Annotated in this window: 15 protein-coding genes; 9 read left to right on the top strand and 6 right to left on the bottom strand. The window is 67.4% G+C overall.

Translation table 11 applies throughout. The features are described 5' to 3' along the window. The first annotated feature begins 7 nt into the window (after positions 1 to 7). The 5 genes from ACFFGN_RS13180 (at position 8) to ACFFGN_RS13160 (ending at position 5,517) form a co-directional block, all read left to right on the top strand. Positions 8 to 1,747 carry an NAD-binding protein gene (locus tag ACFFGN_RS13180; protein ID WP_380047003.1) on the top strand — a complete coding sequence of 580 codons (1,740 nt, stop codon included), beginning with the start codon at positions 8 to 10 and terminating at the stop codon, positions 1,745 to 1,747. A 34-nt stretch (positions 1,748 to 1,781) separates the two neighbouring features. Beyond that, positions 1,782 to 2,756 carry a tetratricopeptide repeat protein gene (locus ACFFGN_RS13175; RefSeq protein ID WP_380047001.1) on the top strand — a complete coding sequence of 325 codons (975 nt, stop codon included), beginning with the start codon at positions 1,782 to 1,784 and terminating at the stop codon, positions 2,754 to 2,756. A gap of 786 nt (positions 2,757 to 3,542) precedes the next feature. Continuing rightward, on the top strand, positions 3,543 to 3,908 hold the full coding sequence (locus ACFFGN_RS13170) for a YciI family protein (protein WP_380046999.1): 366 nt from the start codon (positions 3,543 to 3,545) through the stop codon (positions 3,906 to 3,908). Next, positions 3,908 to 5,134: an RNA polymerase sigma factor gene (locus ACFFGN_RS13165; RefSeq protein ID WP_380046997.1), complete on the top strand. Its 1,227-nt coding sequence runs from the start codon at positions 3,908 to 3,910 to the stop codon at positions 5,132 to 5,134. The genes ACFFGN_RS13170 and ACFFGN_RS13165 overlap by 1 nt, the downstream gene beginning before the upstream one ends. Further along, the gene (locus ACFFGN_RS13160; protein WP_380046995.1) at positions 5,131 to 5,517 is read left to right on the top strand and encodes a DUF4870 domain-containing protein; all 387 of its coding nucleotides are present in this window, start codon (positions 5,131 to 5,133) and stop codon (positions 5,515 to 5,517) included. The genes ACFFGN_RS13165 and ACFFGN_RS13160 overlap by 4 nt, the downstream gene beginning before the upstream one ends. Before the next feature lie 80 nt (positions 5,518 to 5,597). Here ACFFGN_RS13160 and ACFFGN_RS13155 read toward each other — a convergent pair whose 3' ends face one another. Beyond that, positions 5,598 to 6,623, bottom strand: coding sequence for an NUDIX hydrolase (locus ACFFGN_RS13155; protein WP_380046993.1), 1,026 nt, complete (start codon positions 6,621 to 6,623; stop codon positions 5,598 to 5,600). Between the two features lie 101 nt (positions 6,624 to 6,724). Between ACFFGN_RS13155 and ACFFGN_RS13150 the strand changes: the two genes are divergently transcribed. After that, positions 6,725 to 8,032: a hypothetical protein gene (locus tag ACFFGN_RS13150; protein WP_380046991.1), complete on the top strand. Its 1,308-nt coding sequence runs from the start codon at positions 6,725 to 6,727 to the stop codon at positions 8,030 to 8,032. A 121-nt stretch (positions 8,033 to 8,153) separates the two neighbouring features. Then, complete coding sequence (locus tag ACFFGN_RS13145) at positions 8,154 to 9,458, top strand: hypothetical protein (RefSeq protein WP_380046989.1); 1,305 nt, start codon at positions 8,154 to 8,156, stop codon at positions 9,456 to 9,458. A 15-nt stretch (positions 9,459 to 9,473) separates the two neighbouring features. Here ACFFGN_RS13145 and glgB read toward each other — a convergent pair whose 3' ends face one another. From glgB to arfA, 5 genes are all read right to left on the bottom strand, one after another. Then, entirely contained in the window at positions 9,474 to 11,693 is a 2,220-nt protein-coding gene (gene glgB / locus ACFFGN_RS13140; RefSeq protein ID WP_380046987.1) for a 1,4-alpha-glucan branching protein GlgB, read from the bottom strand. Between the two features lie 109 nt (positions 11,694 to 11,802). Beyond that, on the bottom strand, positions 11,803 to 13,215 hold the full coding sequence (locus ACFFGN_RS13135) for a maltokinase N-terminal cap-like domain-containing protein (protein WP_380046985.1): 1,413 nt from the start codon (positions 13,213 to 13,215) through the stop codon (positions 11,803 to 11,805). Then, a complete protein-coding gene (gene treS, locus ACFFGN_RS13130; RefSeq protein WP_380047100.1) occupies positions 13,212 to 14,915 on the bottom strand; it encodes a maltose alpha-D-glucosyltransferase in 1,704 nt (567 codons plus the stop codon). The genes ACFFGN_RS13135 and treS overlap by 4 nt, the downstream gene beginning before the upstream one ends. A 203-nt stretch (positions 14,916 to 15,118) precedes the next feature. Further along, entirely contained in the window at positions 15,119 to 15,475 is a 357-nt protein-coding gene (locus tag ACFFGN_RS13125; protein ID WP_380046983.1) for a sunset domain-containing protein, read from the bottom strand. A gap of 12 nt (positions 15,476 to 15,487) precedes the next feature. Continuing rightward, on the bottom strand, positions 15,488 to 16,627 hold the full coding sequence (gene arfA / locus ACFFGN_RS13120; RefSeq protein WP_380046981.1) for a channel-forming protein ArfA/OmpATb: 1,140 nt from the start codon (positions 16,625 to 16,627) through the stop codon (positions 15,488 to 15,490). A 286-nt stretch (positions 16,628 to 16,913) separates the two neighbouring features. Between arfA and ACFFGN_RS13115 the strand changes: the two genes are divergently transcribed. After that, positions 16,914 to 18,191, top strand: coding sequence for a glycoside hydrolase family 18 protein (locus ACFFGN_RS13115; protein WP_380046979.1), 1,278 nt, complete (start codon positions 16,914 to 16,916; stop codon positions 18,189 to 18,191). 299 nt (positions 18,192 to 18,490) lie between these two features. Further along, a complete protein-coding gene (locus ACFFGN_RS13110; protein ID WP_380046977.1) occupies positions 18,491 to 19,120 on the top strand; it encodes a winged helix-turn-helix domain-containing protein in 630 nt (209 codons plus the stop codon). The last annotated feature ends 436 nt before the right edge of the window (positions 19,121 to 19,556 follow it).

The raw sequence follows: 19,556 nt of genomic DNA, 5'->3' as shown, positions 1-19,556 counted from the left end.
CTCGGTTGTGCGGCCCGTTCCGGCGGGCCGTCAGCCGTCTTCCGACGGCCGCAGCGTCGTCGTCTGTGGTTCGGACCGTACGACGCTGCGGGTCGTCTCGGAACTGGTCGACTCCGGTGAACGCGTCACCGCCATCGTCAATCCCGACTCACGTCATTTCGAGCGCATCGGCGAGCTGGCCGACCAGGAGATCGGCGTCCGGGTCCTGAGCGAGAACGTGCTGGTCCGGGCCGGCATCGGCGCGACCGACGGCGGCCGTTCGGCGGCTCGCGCGCTGGTTCTGCTCGACACCAACGACGTTCGCAACGTGCATGCGGCCCTGACCGCACGCGACCTGGATCCGAAACTCCGGATCATCGTGCAGATGGTCAATCCCCGCATCGGGGAACAGCTGCACGCGCTGCTCGGGGATTGTGTTGTCATCTCCGGTCCGTCCCTCGCCGCGCCCGCCTTCGTCGCGGACGCGCTGGAAGAAGACGAGCTGATCTGGACCGACCTCGGCGGTCGCCGGTTGGTCGCCGGTCCGGCCGAACGGATCAAAGCGCCGCACCTGACCGTGCTCGCCGATACGACCTCGTCCGCACGGCCGGACCTGCTGCCGGATTCGAGCGATGACCCAACCGCCGATGTGGTGCTGGGTACGAGCACCAGGCGGCAATCCATCACCAAGGACGTCCGCCGGGCCGGGTTGATGATCGCCATTCGCGACGACGTCTTCGATCGCCGGGTGCGCTGGATCATGGCCGTGATGGCCGCGGTCGCGCTGGGCGGCACGATGGCGATCGCGATGAACACCGGCCCGGACGTGACCTGGCTGCACGCGTTGTACCTGGCGCTCGGCGCGGTGACCTCGGCCGGTATCGAGGACGACCTGTTCGTCCACGCTGATCCCTGGGTCAAGGTGGTCGCGGTCGGCGTACAACTGATCGGCATCGTGCTGGTCGCGCTGCTGACCGCGGTCGTGGTCGACTCGCTGATCGGCGCGCGGTTGAGCCGGGTCATCGGCGGGGTTCGCGGTAAACCGCGCAACCACGTGGTCGTGTCCGGCCTGGGTACGGTCGGCGCGCGCGTGCTCGAACTGCTGACCGAACGCGGTGTGGCCGTGGTCGGTATCGAGAAGGACGAGAACGCTCCCGGCGTACAGACAGCGCATCGGTTGCGTATTCCGGTGATCATCGGCGACGGCAGTACCGAGGAAACCCTGCGGTCCGCCGGAGCCTCCCGTTGTATGGCGCTGCTCGCTATCACCGATGGCGACATCACCAATCTCGAAACGGCGATGGTGGTTCGCGGGCTCAACCCCGACGCCAAGATCACCATGCGCATGTTCGACCATGACCTGGCCCAACGGGTGGAGCGCCGCCTGAACATCGGTACCAGCCGGTCGGTGTCGATGCTGGTCGCACCGGCCGTGGCCGCCGCGGTTTCGAACCGTCTCGCGCAGGCGACCGTACCGGCCGGTCGTCGCGTTCTGCTGCTCACGGAGGTGGTGGTCGAGCCGAACTCCGTTGCCGTCGGCCGCCGGCTGGGCGAGCTCCAGGAACGCGGCCAGTCCCGCATCATGGCGATCCGCAAGCCGCCGGTCGGCCGTCGCGAAGCAGACTGGGACTGGGAACCGCGCTCGTACGCGCCGGTCGAACCAGGCCTGCGCATCGCCGTCGCTGCCACCCGCAGCGGCCTTGCCCGGCTCTTGCTGGCCACCCGCGCACCACGTGGTGGGACCCAGTCGGAGAGGATGGAACCATGAACGTAAGAAGTGACCGATTCAGCGGAGGACAGCGGTGAGCCAGGCGAACTTCTCCCGGCCCGGAGCCATCGACCTCTCGGCCCTGCGCAAGCCACCTACGCGCCCGGCCCCTGCGGGTGGACCCGGCGCTCCCGGCACTCCCGGCGCCCCAGGTGCTTCCGGCCCGGGCGGTTCCGGCGCTGGTGCGGGTGTGGGGCCGTATGTGCTGGACGTCAACGAGCCGACGTTCCAGGCGGACGTGATCGAGCGGTCGCTGCAGCACCCGGTGATCGTCGAGTTCTGGTCCCCGCGTTCCGGCGCCTCGAACCAGCTCGCCCCGATTCTGACCGCGCTCTCGACCGAGTACGACGGCAAGTTCCTGCTGGCCCGGATCGACATCGACGCGAACCCGGGCCTCGCCCAGGCGGTCGGCGTACAGACCGTGCCCCTTGTCATCGGCGTTCTGCGCGGGCAGGTCGTCCCGTTGTTCCAGGGGCCGGTCGGTGAGCCGGAGGCCCGTCAGTACGTCGAGCAGCTGGTGACCGTTGCCGTCGCCAACGGAATCACCGGGCGCGCTCAGCCGGTCGGCCCGGCTGGTCCCGCGAACGCCGAGCCGGTGGTGGACGAGCGGTTCGTGAAGGCCGAGGACGCGGTCGGCGCGGGTGATCTGGATGGCGCTATCGCGGCGTACGAGGAGATTCTGGCGCAGTCGCCGGGCGACGCCGAGGCCAAGGCTGGGTTGTCGCGGGTGCTGTTGGTGAAGCGGACGCAGGATGTGCCTGCGGATTTCCGTACGAAGGCGGCGGATCATCCTGAGGACGTTGAGGCGCAGCTGCTGGTGGCGGACGTGGACCTTATGGGTGGTCACGTTGAAGACGCCTTCAGCCGGTTGATCACGACGATCCAGAACACGTCTGGTGAGGATCGGAACAAGGCTCGGGTGCATTTGCTCGAGCTGTTCGAGGTGGTTGGGGCTGACGACGAGCGCGTCGTACGGGCCCGGCAGCGGCTGATGATGGTGCTCTTCTAAGAGGTTCTTGCTTGGCTAGGGCGACGGGTGGGGCCTGCCGGGTTCGGGAGGTCCCGCACGCTCCGCGCCGGGTGGCGTGGGCGCGCTGGTTGGCGGGTGGTCCAGGCGGGTCGGCTACCGAGTTTTTGCTCGACTACCCGGCTGCAACCGGGTAGCGGCACAACAACTCGGTAGCGGGGACACCAATTCCGGGTAGCCATGCGAAAACCCGGCACCGGGCCGCCCAAACAGCGCGGGGTGTCGGAATAGTGCGGCCGTTGAAGGCCGTCATGCCGGTTGAGCGGGTCGCTCGCAGCGGATGGCCACTCGGAGCATGGGTTACCACCTGGGATTCCGGAGTGGTAACCCACCTTCCCGATGGCCAGCCACTCCCACGCCCAGCCCTCGCGATTTCACCTCCGACCACCGGAAAGTTAGTCACCAACCTGCAACGGTTCAGGTGGACAACCTTGCGACGGTCGGACGCGGGATTTCACGTCCGACCGTCGGAAAGTTGGTCACCGACCTGCGGTGGGTTGGGGTGGAGGACCTTGCGATGGTCGGACGCGGGATTTCACGTCCGACCGTCGGAAGGTTGGTCACCGACCTGCGGTGGGTTGGGGTGGAGGACCTTGCGATGGTCGGACGCGGGATTTCGCGTCCGACCGTCGGAAGGTTGGTCACCGACCTGCGGTGGGTTGGGGTGGAGGAGCTTGCGATGGTCGGACGGGGAATGCGCGTGTTGTCGATTCCGCTCGGGGTTGTTCGTCGGGAAGATGTCAGCAGACCCGAGAGAGGGAGCCAGTCATGGCGCAGTACATGTTCATGTTGTTCGACTCCGAGGAGTGGTACGACCAGCTCACGCCCGAGGCGTGGGAGAGCACGATGAGGTTGCACAACGACTTCGCGGCGGCGGTCGAGGCGGCCGGGGCCAGTATCACCGGTGGTGAGGCGCTGGATCGCTCGACGACGGCGTCCACCGTGCGGAACAAGGAGGGCGGCGAGGCGCTGGTCACCGATGGGCCGTTCATCGAGACCAAGGAGGCGCTCGGTGGGTTCTACCTGATCGAGGCTCGTGATCTCGATCAGGCGCTGGAGCTGGCGAAGCTCTGCCCGTCGGGCAATGTCGAGGTACGGCCGGTCATGGACACCTCGGGCGAAGCTCCGAGCTGATGTCCGACGCGCGCGATATCGCGCGTCTGGTCGACGAGGCGCACCGCGGGCACTGGTCCGCGGTGCTGGCCTCGACCGTGCGGCTCACCCGGGACTTCGACCTGGCCGAGGACTGCGCGCAGGACGCCTTCGTACAGGCGTTGCGGACCTGGCCCGATCGGGTTCCGGACAACCCGGCCGCGTGGCTGACCACCGTCGCGCGGCGGCTGGCGCTGGACCGGTTGCGCCGGGAGACGAACCTGCGCCGCAAACTGCCGCTGCTGATCGAGGACGCCGCGCCGGATTCGGAAGGCGAGCGCCCGACCGATCCACTGCGCCTGGTCTTCACCTGTTGCCACCCGGCGCTGGCCCAGGAATCCCAGGTCGCGTTGACCCTGCGGCTGATCTGCGGACTGACCACTCGCGAGGTGGCCGCCGGCCTTCTGATTCCGGAGCCCACCGCGGCCGCGCGAATCACCCGGGCGAAGAAGAAGATCAGCGCCGCGGGTATTCCGTACCGCATCCCGTCCGACGCGGAACTGCCCGCACGCCTGGACGCCGTACTCACCGTGGTGCATCTCGTTTACACCGCCGGACACGTCGCGGCCGGGCCTGAGCTGATCCGGCCGGACCTGACCGGAAGGGCGATCGACCTGGCTCGCATGCTGGTTCGGCTGATTCCGGCCGAGCCGGAGCCGCAAGCCCTGCTCGGGCTGCTCCTGATGACGCAGGCCCGGGGAGACGCCCGGGTGAGCGAGGACGGCGAACTGGTGCTCCTGGCCGACCAGAACCGCTCCCGCTGGGATCCCCGGCTGCTGGCGGAGGGAGTCGCCCGGGCGACGGCGGCGCTCAAGGCCGGGCACGGCCGGTTCGCCCTGCAGGCGGCGATTGCCGGGCTCCACGTCACCGCACGGTCCTGGGAGGAGACGGACTGGGCGCAGGTGGTCCGGATGTACGACGCGATGATGGCGCTCTGGCCGACCCCGATCGTCGCCTTGAACCGCGCGGCCGCGCGCAGTCTCGTACCCGAGGCGGACCTGGTCGCGGTGCTGGAGGAACTCGACGCCTTGGGGGAATCGCCCGCGCTGAAGGCCTACGCGTACCTGCCTGCGACGCGGGCCGACGTACTGAGTCGTCTGGGCCGTACGGCGGAGGCCGCGGCGGCGTATCAGGCTGCTATCGATCTGACCGCGAGCGAAACGGAACGGCGATTTCTGCGCCGCCGGCGTGATTCACTTCCGCTATGAGCCAAGGTCCTGTTCCACCCCGGCCGTTGACCGCCTCCGAGGAGCGCAACTGGGCCCTCGCCGCGCATATCGGTTCGCTGGTCGCGGCCTGGTTCGCGATGGGCTTTCTGTGCCCGCTGGTGATCTGGCTGATCCACCGCGACCGCTCCGAGTTCATCCGCCGGCACTCCCTGGAGTCGCTGAACTTCCAGATCAGCCTGCTGATCTACAGCGCGGTGGCGGTGATCCTGTCGGTTGTGACGTTCGGCCTCGGCATGTTCGTGGTTATCCCGGTCGGGGTCGTCGTAGCCATCGCCGCGCTCGTCTTCATCATCCTGGCCACCTTGGCCGCCGCTGACGGCCGCGACTATCGCTACCCGCTCACGATCCGCCTGGTCCGCTAATCCCCAGCAGCGTCAGCCAGTCCGAGTAGCGTCCGGTAGCCCAGCAACGCCCGCCAAGGCTCAGTAGCGCGATGAAGCGCCTACTCGGGGTTGCCGTCGCGGAGCTGGTGCAGACGGTTCGGCTCGGCCAGTACGCGCGGAAGGCGTCGTTCGTTCAACGGCGATACCAGACCCTTGAGCTGGTCGGCGTCGTACCAGTCGGCCTTGAGGATCTCCCGCCCGTCCGGCTGGAGTTGTTCGAGTAGCTCGGGCGGGTGGACTCCACCGTCGTACAGGATCTCGATCGCGTCGCCCCAGCCGTGCCAGGGTGGAAGCCAGTCGATCGCGACAACCTGTCCCACGGGTAGTTCCATGCCCAGCTCTTCCACGACCTCGCGACGGGCTCCCGCGGCTGGATCCTCGTTGGGCTCTACTACGCCGCCGGGAAGCTCCAAGTCGCGCTTGAAGCCCGTAGTGCACAGCAAGATCCGGTTGGCGGTATCCCGGACTACTACGTGGGCGATGACCCGCTTCTTGGGCAGCAGCGTGTCCATCTGGGCAGTCCAGCCCGGGAGCGTATCGGGCGCCGGATCGTCCTTCTGCAGGCCGAAGATCAGCATGTCGCGTCTAGCGCCCTTGAGCGTCGCGGAGCCGCGCAACCGGCCCTCGCGCCTTAACCCGGCTCGGATGGCTACAGCGATCGAGGCCCGGTTCTCCGCGTCAATCTCGGCGTGGACCCGGTCCAGGCCCAGCTCGCCGAAGGCGTAGGTGATGAGCATGCGCACCGCGCGAGGTGCGAGGCGCCGACCGCGGTACGGCTCGTACGTTGTCCAGGACAGCTCGCCGACGCCCGGAGCGGTCTGCCGGACCTCCACGTTGCCCGCGGGGCCGGCTTCGCCGTCGACCTCGATCACGAAGTTCACCGTGGACCGGTTGTCGTCGTACTGCTGGTGCCAGCGCTCGACCGCTTCGGCGAGGCCCTCTCGTGGTGGCAGGCCCTCGAAGTCGAACCAGTGCGAGATCTCGGCGTCGGCCAGTTGGTGCGCGACGTCGATATCGTCCTCACGCCACGGGCGTAGCGTGATCTCGCCATCGGTCAGGGTCGGCTGCGGCGGTACGGCGGTCACGTCCGAACGCTACCCCAGCGCCGGTGAGCGCAACTTTGCCGCCCGGGGGCGCATCGTAGGAGGTAGCTGGAAAACTCGGGCGACCTCAGTAAGGAAACATCATGAAGAAGCGTTCGATCGCGGTGGCTTGTTTGCTGCCGGCGCTCACAGCCCTGCACCTCGCGCCCGCCTCGGCCGCTCCGGCGGCTGCCGGCGCGGTCAGCGCGGTGAGTGGAGTCACGCTCGCGTGGGCCGATGCCGGCCGCACGGCGATCAAGATCACCTGGACCTCGCCGCTCGCCGACAAGGTCGAGTTGACCACTTCGTACGGGCCTGAGCTGCTCGGGACCACCGCCGCCGGGGCGGCCGACCAGCTGGTCGTACCGGTGAGCAAGTTCCATCCGACGTACGACCCGAGCCGGAAGGCCCAGATCATCGTTACGGACTCGGCTGGTGCGTCCGCCTCGTCCAAGGAGTTCGACCAGCACGTACCGCGCGCGAAGCCGGCCGGGGTCGGTATCAGTGGCAGCAGCCTGCAGGGCACCGCGGACGTCGACACGACGCCCGACGCCACTCCGAATGACCCGCTGGACGTGGCCGTGCCCGTGCCGCTGCGGTACCGGCCGAACATCCTGGTCGACTGCACCCGGACGAAGTACGCGACCTCCAGCTCACCGTCGTTCTCCATCCCGCTGCCGAGCCTGGCCGCCCGCCTCTGGATCGACACCTCGAACGAGTGGCCCGCGCCTTATGTGGACGAGAACTATTCCGGCTTCGGTATCGACCGGGCGAGGATCTCGACCGCGGCGCCGACCTCGACGACGTACCGTCAGGCCTTCACCTTGACCGGGACCGTCACCCAGTTGGAGGCGTTCTTCACCCATGAGCAGGGCAACTGCGGTATCGGCCCGGTGGTGCCGGAACCGCGGCCCGTGGTGATCCAGGCCCGCAAGGACAGTTCAAGCGCCTGGGGTGTTGTCGGCTCCACCAGTACCGGGGCCGGAGGCCGGTACAGCTTCCAGGTGACGAACCCGGGCACGCGGCAGTACCGGTCGGTCGTACCGACTCGCAAGACCAACGACTCGCTGGATCTGGGTGTGACCAGTGGCATCCGTACGGTGGCGGCGACCACGCAGGTGCTGTCGGCCAAGTTCCTTACGGCCACAGTTGCGTACGGCAAGCCCGCCACGGCGTACTTGTCGGTGCTGCCCGGTAGCAACCAGCGTGCGCTGTTGCAGGCCAAGAACACCTCGGGAGCCTGGGCCGGAGTCACCTACAAGACGCTTGCCGGTGGCAAGGGTTATGCCACGATCACCTGGCGTCGCCGTGGTGTCACGCCGTTCCGCTGGTACGTGCCGGCGAGCAAGACCAGCTCGGGACTGACCGTGGGAGCCGTCTTCACCGGGTCGTTCTACCTGACCGTGCGCTAGCGCTCTGTCGTCAGCGACCCGGCGTGGAGGCCGGGTCGCTTGGCGTTGGGCGCAACTTTCCGGAGTGGGTTCGCATCGTAGGAGAGGTACGGGTTTCTGGATGAGAGGGAAAGTCATCACCATGAAGAAGCGTTCCATCGCCGCGGTAGGCCTGCTGTCCGCCTTCGCGGCCGTGAACCTCGCTCCCGCTTCAGCCCTGGCTACTGCCGCCACCGCGAGCGCGGTCAGCGACGTGAAGCTCGCCTGGGCCGATGCCGCGCACTCGGCGGTGAAGATCACCTGGACCTCCCCCTTGGGCGACAAGGTCGCAATCACCACCAACGGCGGCAGCCCGCTCGAGCTCGGCGCCACCGCCGCGGGTGCGCCGGACGAGCTGATCGTGCCGGTGACGAAGTTCGCCCCGACGTACGACGCCACCTGGAGCAGCCAGATCGTCGTCACCGACTCGAACGGCGCGAAGGGCGAGTCGAAGAAGTTCGATCAGTACGTGCCGCGCGCCATCCCGACCGGAGTCACCTTCGGCCCCGGCAACACGGTGCAGGGCGGTACGACGCTGGAGCAGAAGGACGACCTCACGCCCAATGACCCGCTGGACGTCTCCGTACCGCTGAAGTACGCCACCAAATTGCTGGTCAACTGCACGCCGAAGATCTCGGCGGTCACCTCGTCGTCGAAGTTCTCCTTCCCGGCGCCGGGTGTACCGAGTCTGCTGTGGATCAACACCTCGAACGAGTGGCCGAGTCCGTGGACGGACGAGAACTACGTCGGGTTCGAGCTGAACACCGCAGGGCTGAAGACGACGGCGCCCACCACCACGACGTACGGCCAGACCTTCACGCTGAGCGGCGTGGTTCTGCTGAACCAGCTGTACTACACCTACTGGAACGGCAACTGCGGAATCGAGCAGGTCGAGCCCAACCCGCGACTCGTCGTGGTCCAGGCACGCAAGGACAGCGCGAGCCCGTGGGGCGTTGTCGGCACCACCAAGACCGATGCCGTCGGCAAGTTCAGCTACCGCGTGACGAACCCCGGCACCCGGCAGTACCGGGTCGTCGTACCGAACGCGAAGACCACCACCTCGCTGGACTACGGCGTGGCCAGTCTGCCGCGCACCATCACCGCCACCACGAAGGTGGTCGCGGCGAAGTTCCTCAGCTCGGTGGTTGCCTACGGCAAGCCCGCGACGGCGTACCTCTCGGTGCTGCCGGGTGGTAGCCAGCGCGCACTCCTGCAGGCCAAGAGCACCACGGGTGTATGGACCGGCGTGACCTACAAGACGCTTGCCGCGGGCAAGGGTTCGGTAGCGATCACCTGGAAGCGTCGCGGTCTGACGGCCTTCCGCTGGTACAGCCCCGCGGTCAAGACCAGTTCGGGTCTGACCGTCGGAGCCGCCTTCAGCCCGGTGTTCTACCTGTCAGTGCGGTAAGCACCTGTCAGTGCGTTAAGCGAGCTCGACCGGGGGCTTGATCTCGGGGGAGTAGCTGAGCCAGACGGCGCCGAGCGGAGGTACGGAAAGCTCGGCGCTGCAGGCCATGCCGTGCCACGGGGGACCACCCGCGGTGACACCACCGAAGTTGCCGACACCCGAACCGCCGTACTCATGGGCGTCGGAGTTCAGCACCTCGCGCCACTGGCCCTCGAACGGCAGGCCCAGCCGGTAGCCGTGATGCGGTACGGCGGAGAAGTTCACCACGCAGGCGATCGCGGACCCGTCCGGGCCGAACCGCACGAACGAGAAAACGTTGTTCGCGGCGTCGTTCGCGTCGATCCAGGAGAACGCCGCCGGGTCGTGATCGGTACCCCACAGGGCCTCGTTGGCGCGATAGACGCCGTTGAGGTCCTTGACCAGGCGCTGCATGCCCTGGTGGTCGGTGTGGTCCAGCAGCCACCAGTCGAGCTCGCCCTTCTCGGACCACTCCGACTCCTGGCCGAACTCGCAACCCATGAAGAGCAACTGCTTGCCCGGGTGAGCCCACATCATCGACAGGTAGGCCCGCAGGTTCGCGAGCTGCTTCCACCGATCTCCCGGCATCTTGCGCAGCAACGAGCCCTTGCCGTGCACAACCTCGTCGTGGGACAGCGGCAGCACGAAGTTCTCGGAGTACGCGTACATCATCGAGAACGTCAACTCGTGGTGGTGGTACTGGCGGTGGATCGGATCGTGCTCCAGGTAGCGGAGCGAGTCGTTCATCCAGCCCATGTTCCACTTGAAGCCGAAGCCGAGGCCGCCCAGATGCGTGGCCCGGGTGACGCCCGGCCATGAGGTGGATTCCTCGGCGATCGTCACCACGCCCGGCACGCGCCGGTAGATAGTGGCGTTCATCTCCTGCAGGAACGAGACGGCCTCCAGGTTCTCCCGGCCGCCGAACTGGTTCGGCACCCACTGGCCGTCACTGCGGGAGTAGTCCAGGTAGAGCATCGAGGCCACCGCGTCGACCCGCAGGCCGTCGATGTGGAACTCCTCGGCCCAGTACAGCGCGTTCGCCACCAGGAAGTTCCGCACCTGCGGACGACCGAAGTCGAACACGAGCGTGCCCCAGTCCGGCTGTTCGCCCCGGCGCGGATCAGGGTGCTCGTACAACGGGGTCCCGTCGAAGCGCGCGAGCGCCCAGGCGTCCTTCGGGAAGTGCGCGGGCACCCAGTCCATGATCACGCCGATACCGGCGCGGTGCAGCTCGTCCACCAGGTAACGGAAGTCGTCCGGATCGCCGAAGCGCGAGGTCGGCGCGAAGTACGACGTGACCTGGTAGCCCCACGAACCACCGAACGGATGTTCCATCACCGGCATCATCTCGACGTGCGTGAAGCCCATCTCGGTGACGTATTCGACCAGCTCGGAGGCCAATTCGCGGTAGGTCCGGCCCTTGCGCCACGAGCCGAGGTGCAACTCGTACACGCTCATCGGCTCGGCAAAGGCCTGCGACTTGGCCCGCTTGGCGAGCCAGGCGTCGTCGTTCCACTCGTACGTCGACTCGTGCACGACGGAGGCGTTCGCCGGCGGAACCTCGGCCAGGTTGGCCATCGGATCGGCCTTCTGGCGCCAGACGCCGTCGCGCCCGCAGATGTCGTACTTGTAGCGGGTGCCGGCGCCGACGCCCGGGACGAACAGCTCCCAGACCCCCGACGAGCCCATCGACCGCATGGGATGCGCGCGGCCGTCCCAGAAGTTGAAGTCCGCGGTGATGCGGACGCCCTGCGCGTTCGGGGCCCAGACGGCGAACGACGTTCCGGTCACGGTGCCGGTCGGGCCCTCGTAGCGGCGGACATGCGCGCCGAGCACGGTCCAGAGCTGCTCGTGCCGGCCTTCGCCGATCAGGTGCAGGTCCATCTCACCCAGCGACGGCAGATAGCGGTAGGGATCGTCGATCTCCTGCGCCGGGGCGTCGCCGTACGTCACCTCGAGGCGGTAGTCCGGCACGGTCGGCGTGTCCAGCACACCGACCCAGATGCCGTCGAACTCGTGCCGCAGTTCGGTGCGTTCGCCGTCAACGACGACGGTGACGCTCTGCGCGAACGGCCGCAGCACCCGCAACGTGACGGAGTCCTCGCCGAGGTGTGGGCCCAGCACCTGATGCGGGTCGTGATTGGTGCCGCTGACAAGTCGTTCGAGCTGACCACTGTCGACCGGTACCGGAGTGATCTGACGCTCGCTCGATTCCATGAACCCCATCCTGCCCGATAGCTGTGCTTGCCGAAGACGAACTTCCTCGCAACCCGCCCCGTACCCGCTTTGTGCCGGCACACACGACCCCGAAGGGCCGTGTGCCGCGTCACTCGTGGCTGAGCTGGGCGGCCGCCGCCAACGGAATCGGCAGCCAGGACGGCCGGTTGCGGGCCTCGTACAACGTTTCGTAGATGACCTTGTCGGCCGTGAACGCCCGCAGCAGTACGCCTTGGTCGCGCGGATCGCTGCCGGTCACCTCGGCATAACCCTCGCAGAACGCACGCCGGTTGCGATTGGCCCATTCGGCCGCCCGGTAGGCGATCTGCTGATCACCGGGATGATCGGCCAGCAGGCTCTTGGCCGCGTAGTCGAACGAGCGCAGCATGCCCGCGATGTCCTTGATCGGGGTATCGAGGGCCCGTCGTTCCACCAGGGACTTGGCGGGTTCGCCCTCGAAGTCGATCAGCTTCCAGCCGTCGATCGTGCGCAGCGTCTGGCCGAGGTGGTAATCCCCGTGGATCCGCTGCACCAGCACGGCATCGTCGTACTGCGCGAGCGCGTCGAACGCCCGGCCCAGGCCTTCGGCGAACTCGCCGAGCTCGGGCACGGCCTCGACCGCGACCAGCAGACGGCGACGCATCGCCGCGGCGTGTTTGGCCATTTCGGCCGACTCCCACACATCGGTACCGAGGGCCTTGGCCAGTTCGGTGTGCACGATGGCCGTGGTGGCGCCCAGGCGGTGCGATTCCCCCGCGAAGTCGCCACCGACCTCCTCGGCGTGCAGATCGGCCTCGGCGTACAGATCGCGCACGGACGTCGCGGCGTAGTTCCAGCCGTCGGTGGCCGACTTCTGGAACGCCGTCATCATGGCCAGATCGCCCGAGTCGGTGCCACCGCCCGCCCGCGGCCAGGAGCCGCGCACGGAACCGAGCACCTCGGGCACCAGTTCCGAGCCGGCCTCGGTGAGCGCCGACTCGATCTCGACACCGGGATTGCTGCCCGGTTCGAGCCGGCGGAACACCTTCAGCAGGGCCACGTCGCCGAAGACCAGCGACGTGTTGCTCTGCTCGACGGTCAGCACCAGCGACTGGGCGTCGTCCGGTACCACGGTGGCGTGCTCGGGAGCATGCACCGGGTGGAAGTCCAGGCCGTCCAGCGTGCGCCCATGGGTGAGGGCGTCCAGCCAGTACGGCGTGGCCTCCTTGTCGTGCAGGGCGTCGTACACCCAGACGCGGGTGTCGCCGAGGTCCTGCTCCGCCCAGTCGCCGACCAGCGCGTGGCCCAGGTTGTCCACCGGTTCACGGTGGTAGCTGAGCGGCAACTGGTAGACCCTGATGGCCGTCTCCGCGCCGGGTGGACCGGCGCAGTAGACGAACCCGATCCGGACCGCCGGCCAGACGCCCTCGTCCGACAGCCACGCGGACGTGGCCAGCGCGTCGACGTGGACGTCATGTCCCTTCTCGCCGAACCATCGCTGGCCGGCGCAGAAGGACTGGACCTGGTCCAGATGCGAAGTCACGAAGAGCTCTCCTCACGATTGACCGGCAGCCGGAACCAATAGAAGCCGTGCGCGCCGAGGGTGAGCAGGTACGGCAGCTCACCGATGGTCGGGAAGTGGACGCCGCCGAGCAACTCGACGGGTTCGACACCCTGGTACTGACGCAGGTCCAGCTCGATCGGCTGCGGGAACCGGGACAGGTTGTTGACGCAGAGCACCACGTCATCGCCGAACTCCCGGATGTACGACAGCACGCTCGGGTTGGAACCGCCCAGGTCGGTAAACGTACCCATGCCGAAACAGGGGTGCTGCTTGCGGGTCTGGATCATTCGCCGGGTCCAGTGCAGCAGTGACGAGGAGTTCTCCATCTCGGCCTCGACGTTGACCGCCTGGAAGCCGTAGACGGGGTCCATGATCACCGGCAGGTGCAGTTTGCCCGGAGTGGCGGTGGAGAACGAGGCGTTCCGGTCGGGCGACCACTGCATCGGCGTACGCACGCCGTCGCGGTCACCGAGCCAGATGTTGTCGCCCATGCCGATCTCGTCGCCGTAGTACAGGATCGGTGATCCCGGCAACGACAGCAGCATCGCGGTGAACAGCTCCATCCGGTTCACGTCGTTGTCGAGCAACGGCGCGAGCCGGCGGCGGATCCCGATGTTCGCCTTCATCCGCGGGTCCTGGGCGTACTCGCCCCACATGTAGTCCCGCTCCTCGTCGGTGACCATTTCCAGCGTCAACTCGTCGTGGTTGCGCAAGAAGATGCCCCACTGACAGGTGTCGGGGATCTGCGGGGTCTGGGCCAGGATCTCCGAGATCGGGTAGCGCGACTCGCGCCGCACGCCCATGAAGATGCGCGGCATCACCGGGAAGTGGAACGCCATCTGGCACTCGTCACCACCGGACTCGCGATCGCCGAAGTACTCGACGACATCCGCGGGCCACTGATTGGCCTCGCACAGCAGTACGCGGTCGGTGTAGTTGGCCTCGACCTCCTTGCGGACCCGCTTCAGGAAGTCGTGCGTCCTGGGCAGGTTCTCGCAGTTGGTGCCCTCCTCCTCGAACAGGTACGGCACGGCGTCCAGGCGGAAACCGTCCACACCGAGGTCGAGCCAGAACTTCAGCGCCTCGATCATGGCGTCGCCGACGGCCGGGTTCTCGAAGTTCAGGTCCGGCTGGTTCGAGTAGAACCGGTGCCAGAAGTACTGTCCACGGACCGGGTCCCAGGTCCAGTTGGAGACCTCGGTGTCGACGAAGATGATGCGCGCGTCGCTGTAGGCGGTGTCGGTGTCGGACCAGACGTAGAAGTCGCCGTACGGTCCGTCCGGGTCGTTGCGAGAGGCCTGGAACCAGGGGTGCTGGTCCGAGGTGTGGTTCATCACGAAGTCGACGATGATCCGGATGCCACGCGAGTGCGCGGCCTCCATGAAGGCGGCGAAGTCGGCGATCGTGCCGACCTCCGGCATCACGCCGGTGTAGTCCGAGATGTCATAGCCGCCGTCCCGCAAGGGGGATGGGTAGAACGGCGGAAGCCAGAGGCAGTCCACACCGAGCCACTCGAGGTAGTCGAGTTTTTCGGTCAGGCCCTGCAGGTCGCCGATGCCATCGGCGTTGGAGTCCTTGAAGGACCGCACCAGCACTTCGTAGAAGACAGCCCGCTTGAACCACAGCGGATCACTCTTCGGCAGCCCATGGGATAGGCCCGGGTGCTGATCCGGCAACATATCGGTCACGCTCACCTCCATCTGATTACGACCCCTTGTGTCCAACCTAACCGCTATCGCGCGCAGGGTCAGGTGCACGGGATTTCGGCGAACGCCGGTGGGGAGATTCTGACTGTCCGGAAGGACTTCCGGACATTGTGAACCACAGGCCGGCTGGTATGTGTTGCGCCCCGCCGAACTGGACTGGCACGGCGCCGGCGGTACTACTTCTTGCGGCGCCGTTCGTACTTGGTGAAACCCGCGGCCACCGCGTCCGCCTCGGTCCGGAACCACACCGCCGCCTTGATCCGGCTGTAATACGGTGATTCGGCGGTATGGAAGAGCTTCGATTGTGTGCTGCCCTTGATCGGGTACCCATCCGGCGCGGAACCATCCACCGGGGTTTCGATCGAGCCCGCTTCCGGCGTTTTCTCCGGTACCGGGAGCGTTTCCACTTCCACCGGGGGAGTCGTACTGCCAATGGCCGGCCGACGGCGGTTCAACAGCAGCCAGCCGAGTACGGCGCCGAGCAGGAAGACGATGGCCTGCCACCACCAGTCGCGCCGGAACAGCCACCGCATCAGCGAGCCTCCTCAGCGAACCTTGAAATCGGCCCGGCGGTTGACGATCCGGCCGGCCTGGCTGTCGTTGGGCGCGATCGGCTGGGTGTGCCCGAGGCCCTTGGTGGTGATCCGCGTCGCGGCGATGCCGAGATGGACCAGCTGGGTTTTCACCGCGTTCGCGCGGTCGGTCGACAGCGGCAGACTGGTGGACGGATGGCCGAGGTTGTCGGTGTGCCCGTTCACCTGGATCTGCACCGAACCACACTGGCGCAGTAACTCGGCCACCCGGATGACGGTCAGCTGGCCGTCGGCGGTGGTGATCGCCGTACCGCCGCGGAACAGTACGGGCTTTTGCGCGACGAACCGGTCGAGCCAGATCTGCGGGTTCTCGCAGACGCCGATCTCCCGCGGCGGTTTCACGTTCGGGGCGTCGAGTTCGTTGGCCAGTACGGCGCCGGGCACGGCCGCGGCGGCGGCACGGCTGGCGGTGGCCTTGGTGGCCTGGTCCGGGACGGCTCCGCTGAGTGTCACCACCTTGCCGTCGTACCGCACGGCGACATCGCCCTTGGCTCGCGCCAAGGTGGCGAGCAGCGAGCCGATCGCCTGCAGGTCGGGCAGACCGACGCCCGGGTCGAGCCGGACCTCGTCCACGACCTGACCGTCGGCCGGCAGGTGCGCGCGAGCCGCGGCCAGCAGGGCCTGCTTGGCGGACTCGTCGGGCGCGACGGCCTGGACCTTGATGGTGTTGCCGGTGCGCTCGATCGCGAAGGGTTCGACCGGTACGGACGTGCCGCCGCCGGTGGTTGCCGACGGCGACGGAGTCGGCTGGGCCGTGAGCGCCGGATCGATGGATACCGTGCCGACGCCATCGACCTCGGCAACGATTTGCCGGACCTGTTCGAGATCGATATCGGCGTCGATCGAGACCCGGGCGTCGCGGCCGGTGAACTCGACCTTGGCGCCGGTGATCCCGGCCGCGGCCAGCGCTTCCATCGATCGACGATGCAGGTCCTGTTCGTCCGGACCACTGCGAACGGCGAACACCACGGCGGCGATGAGAACCGGCACCAGCAGAAGAGCCAGCAGCCACAGCAGCCCCGGCCGTCGGCGATCGCCCAGGCCGGACGGGGTGGCGGGTCCGGGCGAGGCGTCGCCCGAGGATGCTGGCACTGTTCCTCCGTGTCTGGGGTCCGCGAAGAACCTTGTGACCGTGCGTCAGGAGATTACTCCGTGGACGAGTTCTTTCGCGCGGCAGTCTCACCTCGATCCGCGTCGGCCGGGACATCGATTCCCGCCGCCGGTGACGAGGGAGGTTACAGAGAGGAACAGAACCGGCCGTCGTTCCGGGGAGCAGGGGCCGCCGGTCGCCTGCGGCTTTAATTTAGGATTCTCCGTTTGTTAACCAGGAGTGCCGGGAACAGTGCGGTTAGTTGCCCTGCCCCCAGGAGGAACATCAATGAGAATCCGCCCCCTTCCGTCCGTTCTCGCCGCGGTTGCGCTGCTCGGCGCCGGACTCGTCCCCACCGCCGGAACCGCCGTCGCCTCGCCCCAGGCTGACGCCGGTTTCCCGATCCGCGAGGTCGTCTCGGCCCAGCAGGACGCCACCAACGCCCCAGCCGCCGGCAAGCGCGTCGTCGGCTACTTCACCGAGTGGGGTGTCTACGACCGGAACTACCACGTCAAGAACATCAAAACGAGCGGGTCCGCCGCGAAGCTGACCAATATCGTTTACGCCTTCGGTAACACCACCGGCGGCCGTTGCGCGATGGGCGACGCCTACGCGGCGTACGACAAGGCGTACACGGCGGCGACCTCCGTCGATGGCGTCGCCGACACCTGGGACGCCGGAGCGCTGCGCGGCAACTTCAACCAGCTGCGCAAGCTCAAGCGGGAGTTCCCGAACATCAAGGTCGTCTGGTCGTTCGGCGGCTGGACGTGGTCCGGCGGCTTCACCCAGGCCGCGCAGAACCCCGCGGCGTTCGCGGAATCCTGCTACCGCCTGGTGGAGGATCCGCGGTGGGCCGACGTCTTCGACGGCATCGACATCGACTGGGAGTACCCGAACGCCTGCGGCCTCACCTGCGACGCCAGCGGGCCGAACGCCTTCAACAACGTGATCAGCGCCTTGCGGACCCGCTTCGGCTCGTCGGCACTCGTCACGGCCGCGATCACCGCGGACGGCACACCCGGCGGCAAGATCGATGCCACCAACTACGCCCTTGCGGCGCAGAAGCTCGACTGGATCATGCCGATGACGTACGACTACTTCGGCGCGTTCAACCCGCAGGGCCCGACGGCTCCGCATTCGCCGCTCACGTCGTACGCCGGGATCCCGCAGGCCGGTTTCCACAGCGACGGCGCGATCCAGAAGCTGAAGAGCAAGGGCATCCCGGCTTCGAAGATCCTGCTGGGTATCGGCTTCTACGGCCGGGGCTGGACCGGAGTCACTCAGGCGGCTCCCGGCGGTAGGGCCACTGGAGCGGCTCCGGGCAAGTACGAGGCTGGGATCGAGGACTACAAGCTCATCTCGACCCGATGCCCCTCGACCGGCACAGTCGGCGGAACCGCCTACGCCTTCTGCAACGGCCAGTGGTGGGGGTACGACACCCCGGCCACGATCCGGAGCAAGATGACGTACGCCAACAGTCAGGGTCTTGGCGGCGCCTTCTTCTGGGAACTCTCGGGCGATACCAGCACGGGAACACTGATCACGGCGGTGAAAACCGTCGGCTGACCCAGCAGCCCGCTTAATCGTTCGGGACCTCCGCACTGCCCTGCGGAGGTCCCGACGCGTTGCCGTGCGGTGGTCCGAACGCGTTGCCGTGCGGTGGTCCGAACGCGTTGCCGTGCGGTGGTCCGGACGGCCCTGGCCGCGCTGCTCGCGAGCCCCGACGCCGGTTGCTGAGCGTGGCCACGGTCGGACAGGTCGCATTTGTGCCACCCTCAGGCGCAGGAAAACCCTTGACTATCCCTTCGCCTTTCGCGGTACTTGGTGCCTGCCTGATCTCGGTAAGCGCTTCAACAGGGGGCTCCATGGACAGACCAGACTCGTCCTTGATCATCGGGGTGGCTACCTCCACCGCCGAGCGGGTGCAATTGGCCCGCCTGCTGAGTGACGCCGACGCGCTGCTGCTCGTGTCCAGCGCCGAACAGGCCCGCGCCTTCCTGGAGATGGCCGGCGCGGCCGGGGCCGCTCCCGTCGTACTGGCGCCCACTGTCGTCTCGGCGGCGGCCGCCCAACGAATCGTGACCGCCCAAATCGGTACGGCGCCTGCGGCCGACGCGCTGAAGACCGCGACGGCGTTGAACACCGAGACGACGTTGGAGTCCGAGTCGGCGTTGGAGTCCGAGTCGGCGTTGGAGTCCGAGGCCGGGTTGGAGCTCGATTTCGACCGGCGGGTGGTGCGGTGGAAGGACCGCGAGATGCGGCTGACCCGGCTGGAACAGGGCTTCCTGCACTGCCTCGTCGAACGACCGGGCCAGGTATGGACCTACGAAGGCCTGCACCACGCGGTCTGGGGCAACGAGCACCTCGGCCACTGCTCGCACATCCACTCGGTGGTCAAACGCCTCCGCCAAAAACTCGCCGACCTGGGCGCCGCCGTCACCATCCGCGCCGTCCGCGGCGTCGGCTTCCACCTGATCCCCGCCACTTCTTTATGAGTCTGCTGGACATCTTCGTGGCGAAATCATGTCCAGCAGACTCCTAAAGAAGGGTTAGCTCTCGATCCACCGAGCCGTGGAACCGGGGACGGCTGAGGTCTGGCCGGGTTCCGGACGTACCGCATGCGGTGGCGCCGAGCATGTGCGCGTCATACCGTCACGCCGTCATACCGTCACGCCGTCACGCCGTCACGCCGTCACGCCGTTGTGCGTTGTGTGGCTGTGCAGGCCGTGCTGGGAGGCCGCTTCGTTGGTGGGTGGCGCCGTTGGTGGGTGGTGCGGGTAGATCCTTTCCCACGGTCGGACGCGGAATGCGGTGCTGACGTCGGCCGGTACCGGCTTTTGGGTCGGCTGCCGAGTTTTTGTACGACTACCTGGCTGCAGAGCCTGTTGAGGAATGGGTTCGGGTGGTGGTGATGGGGTAGGGCCCGGGGTT

The organism is Kribbella deserti (assembly GCF_042434725.1).
In the GTDB taxonomy this organism is placed as follows: Bacteria; Actinomycetota; Actinomycetes; order Propionibacteriales; family Kribbellaceae; genus Kribbella; species Kribbella deserti.
The sequence above is the reverse complement of the archived record's forward strand: the minus strand, read 5'-3'. Positions and strand labels throughout refer to the sequence as shown.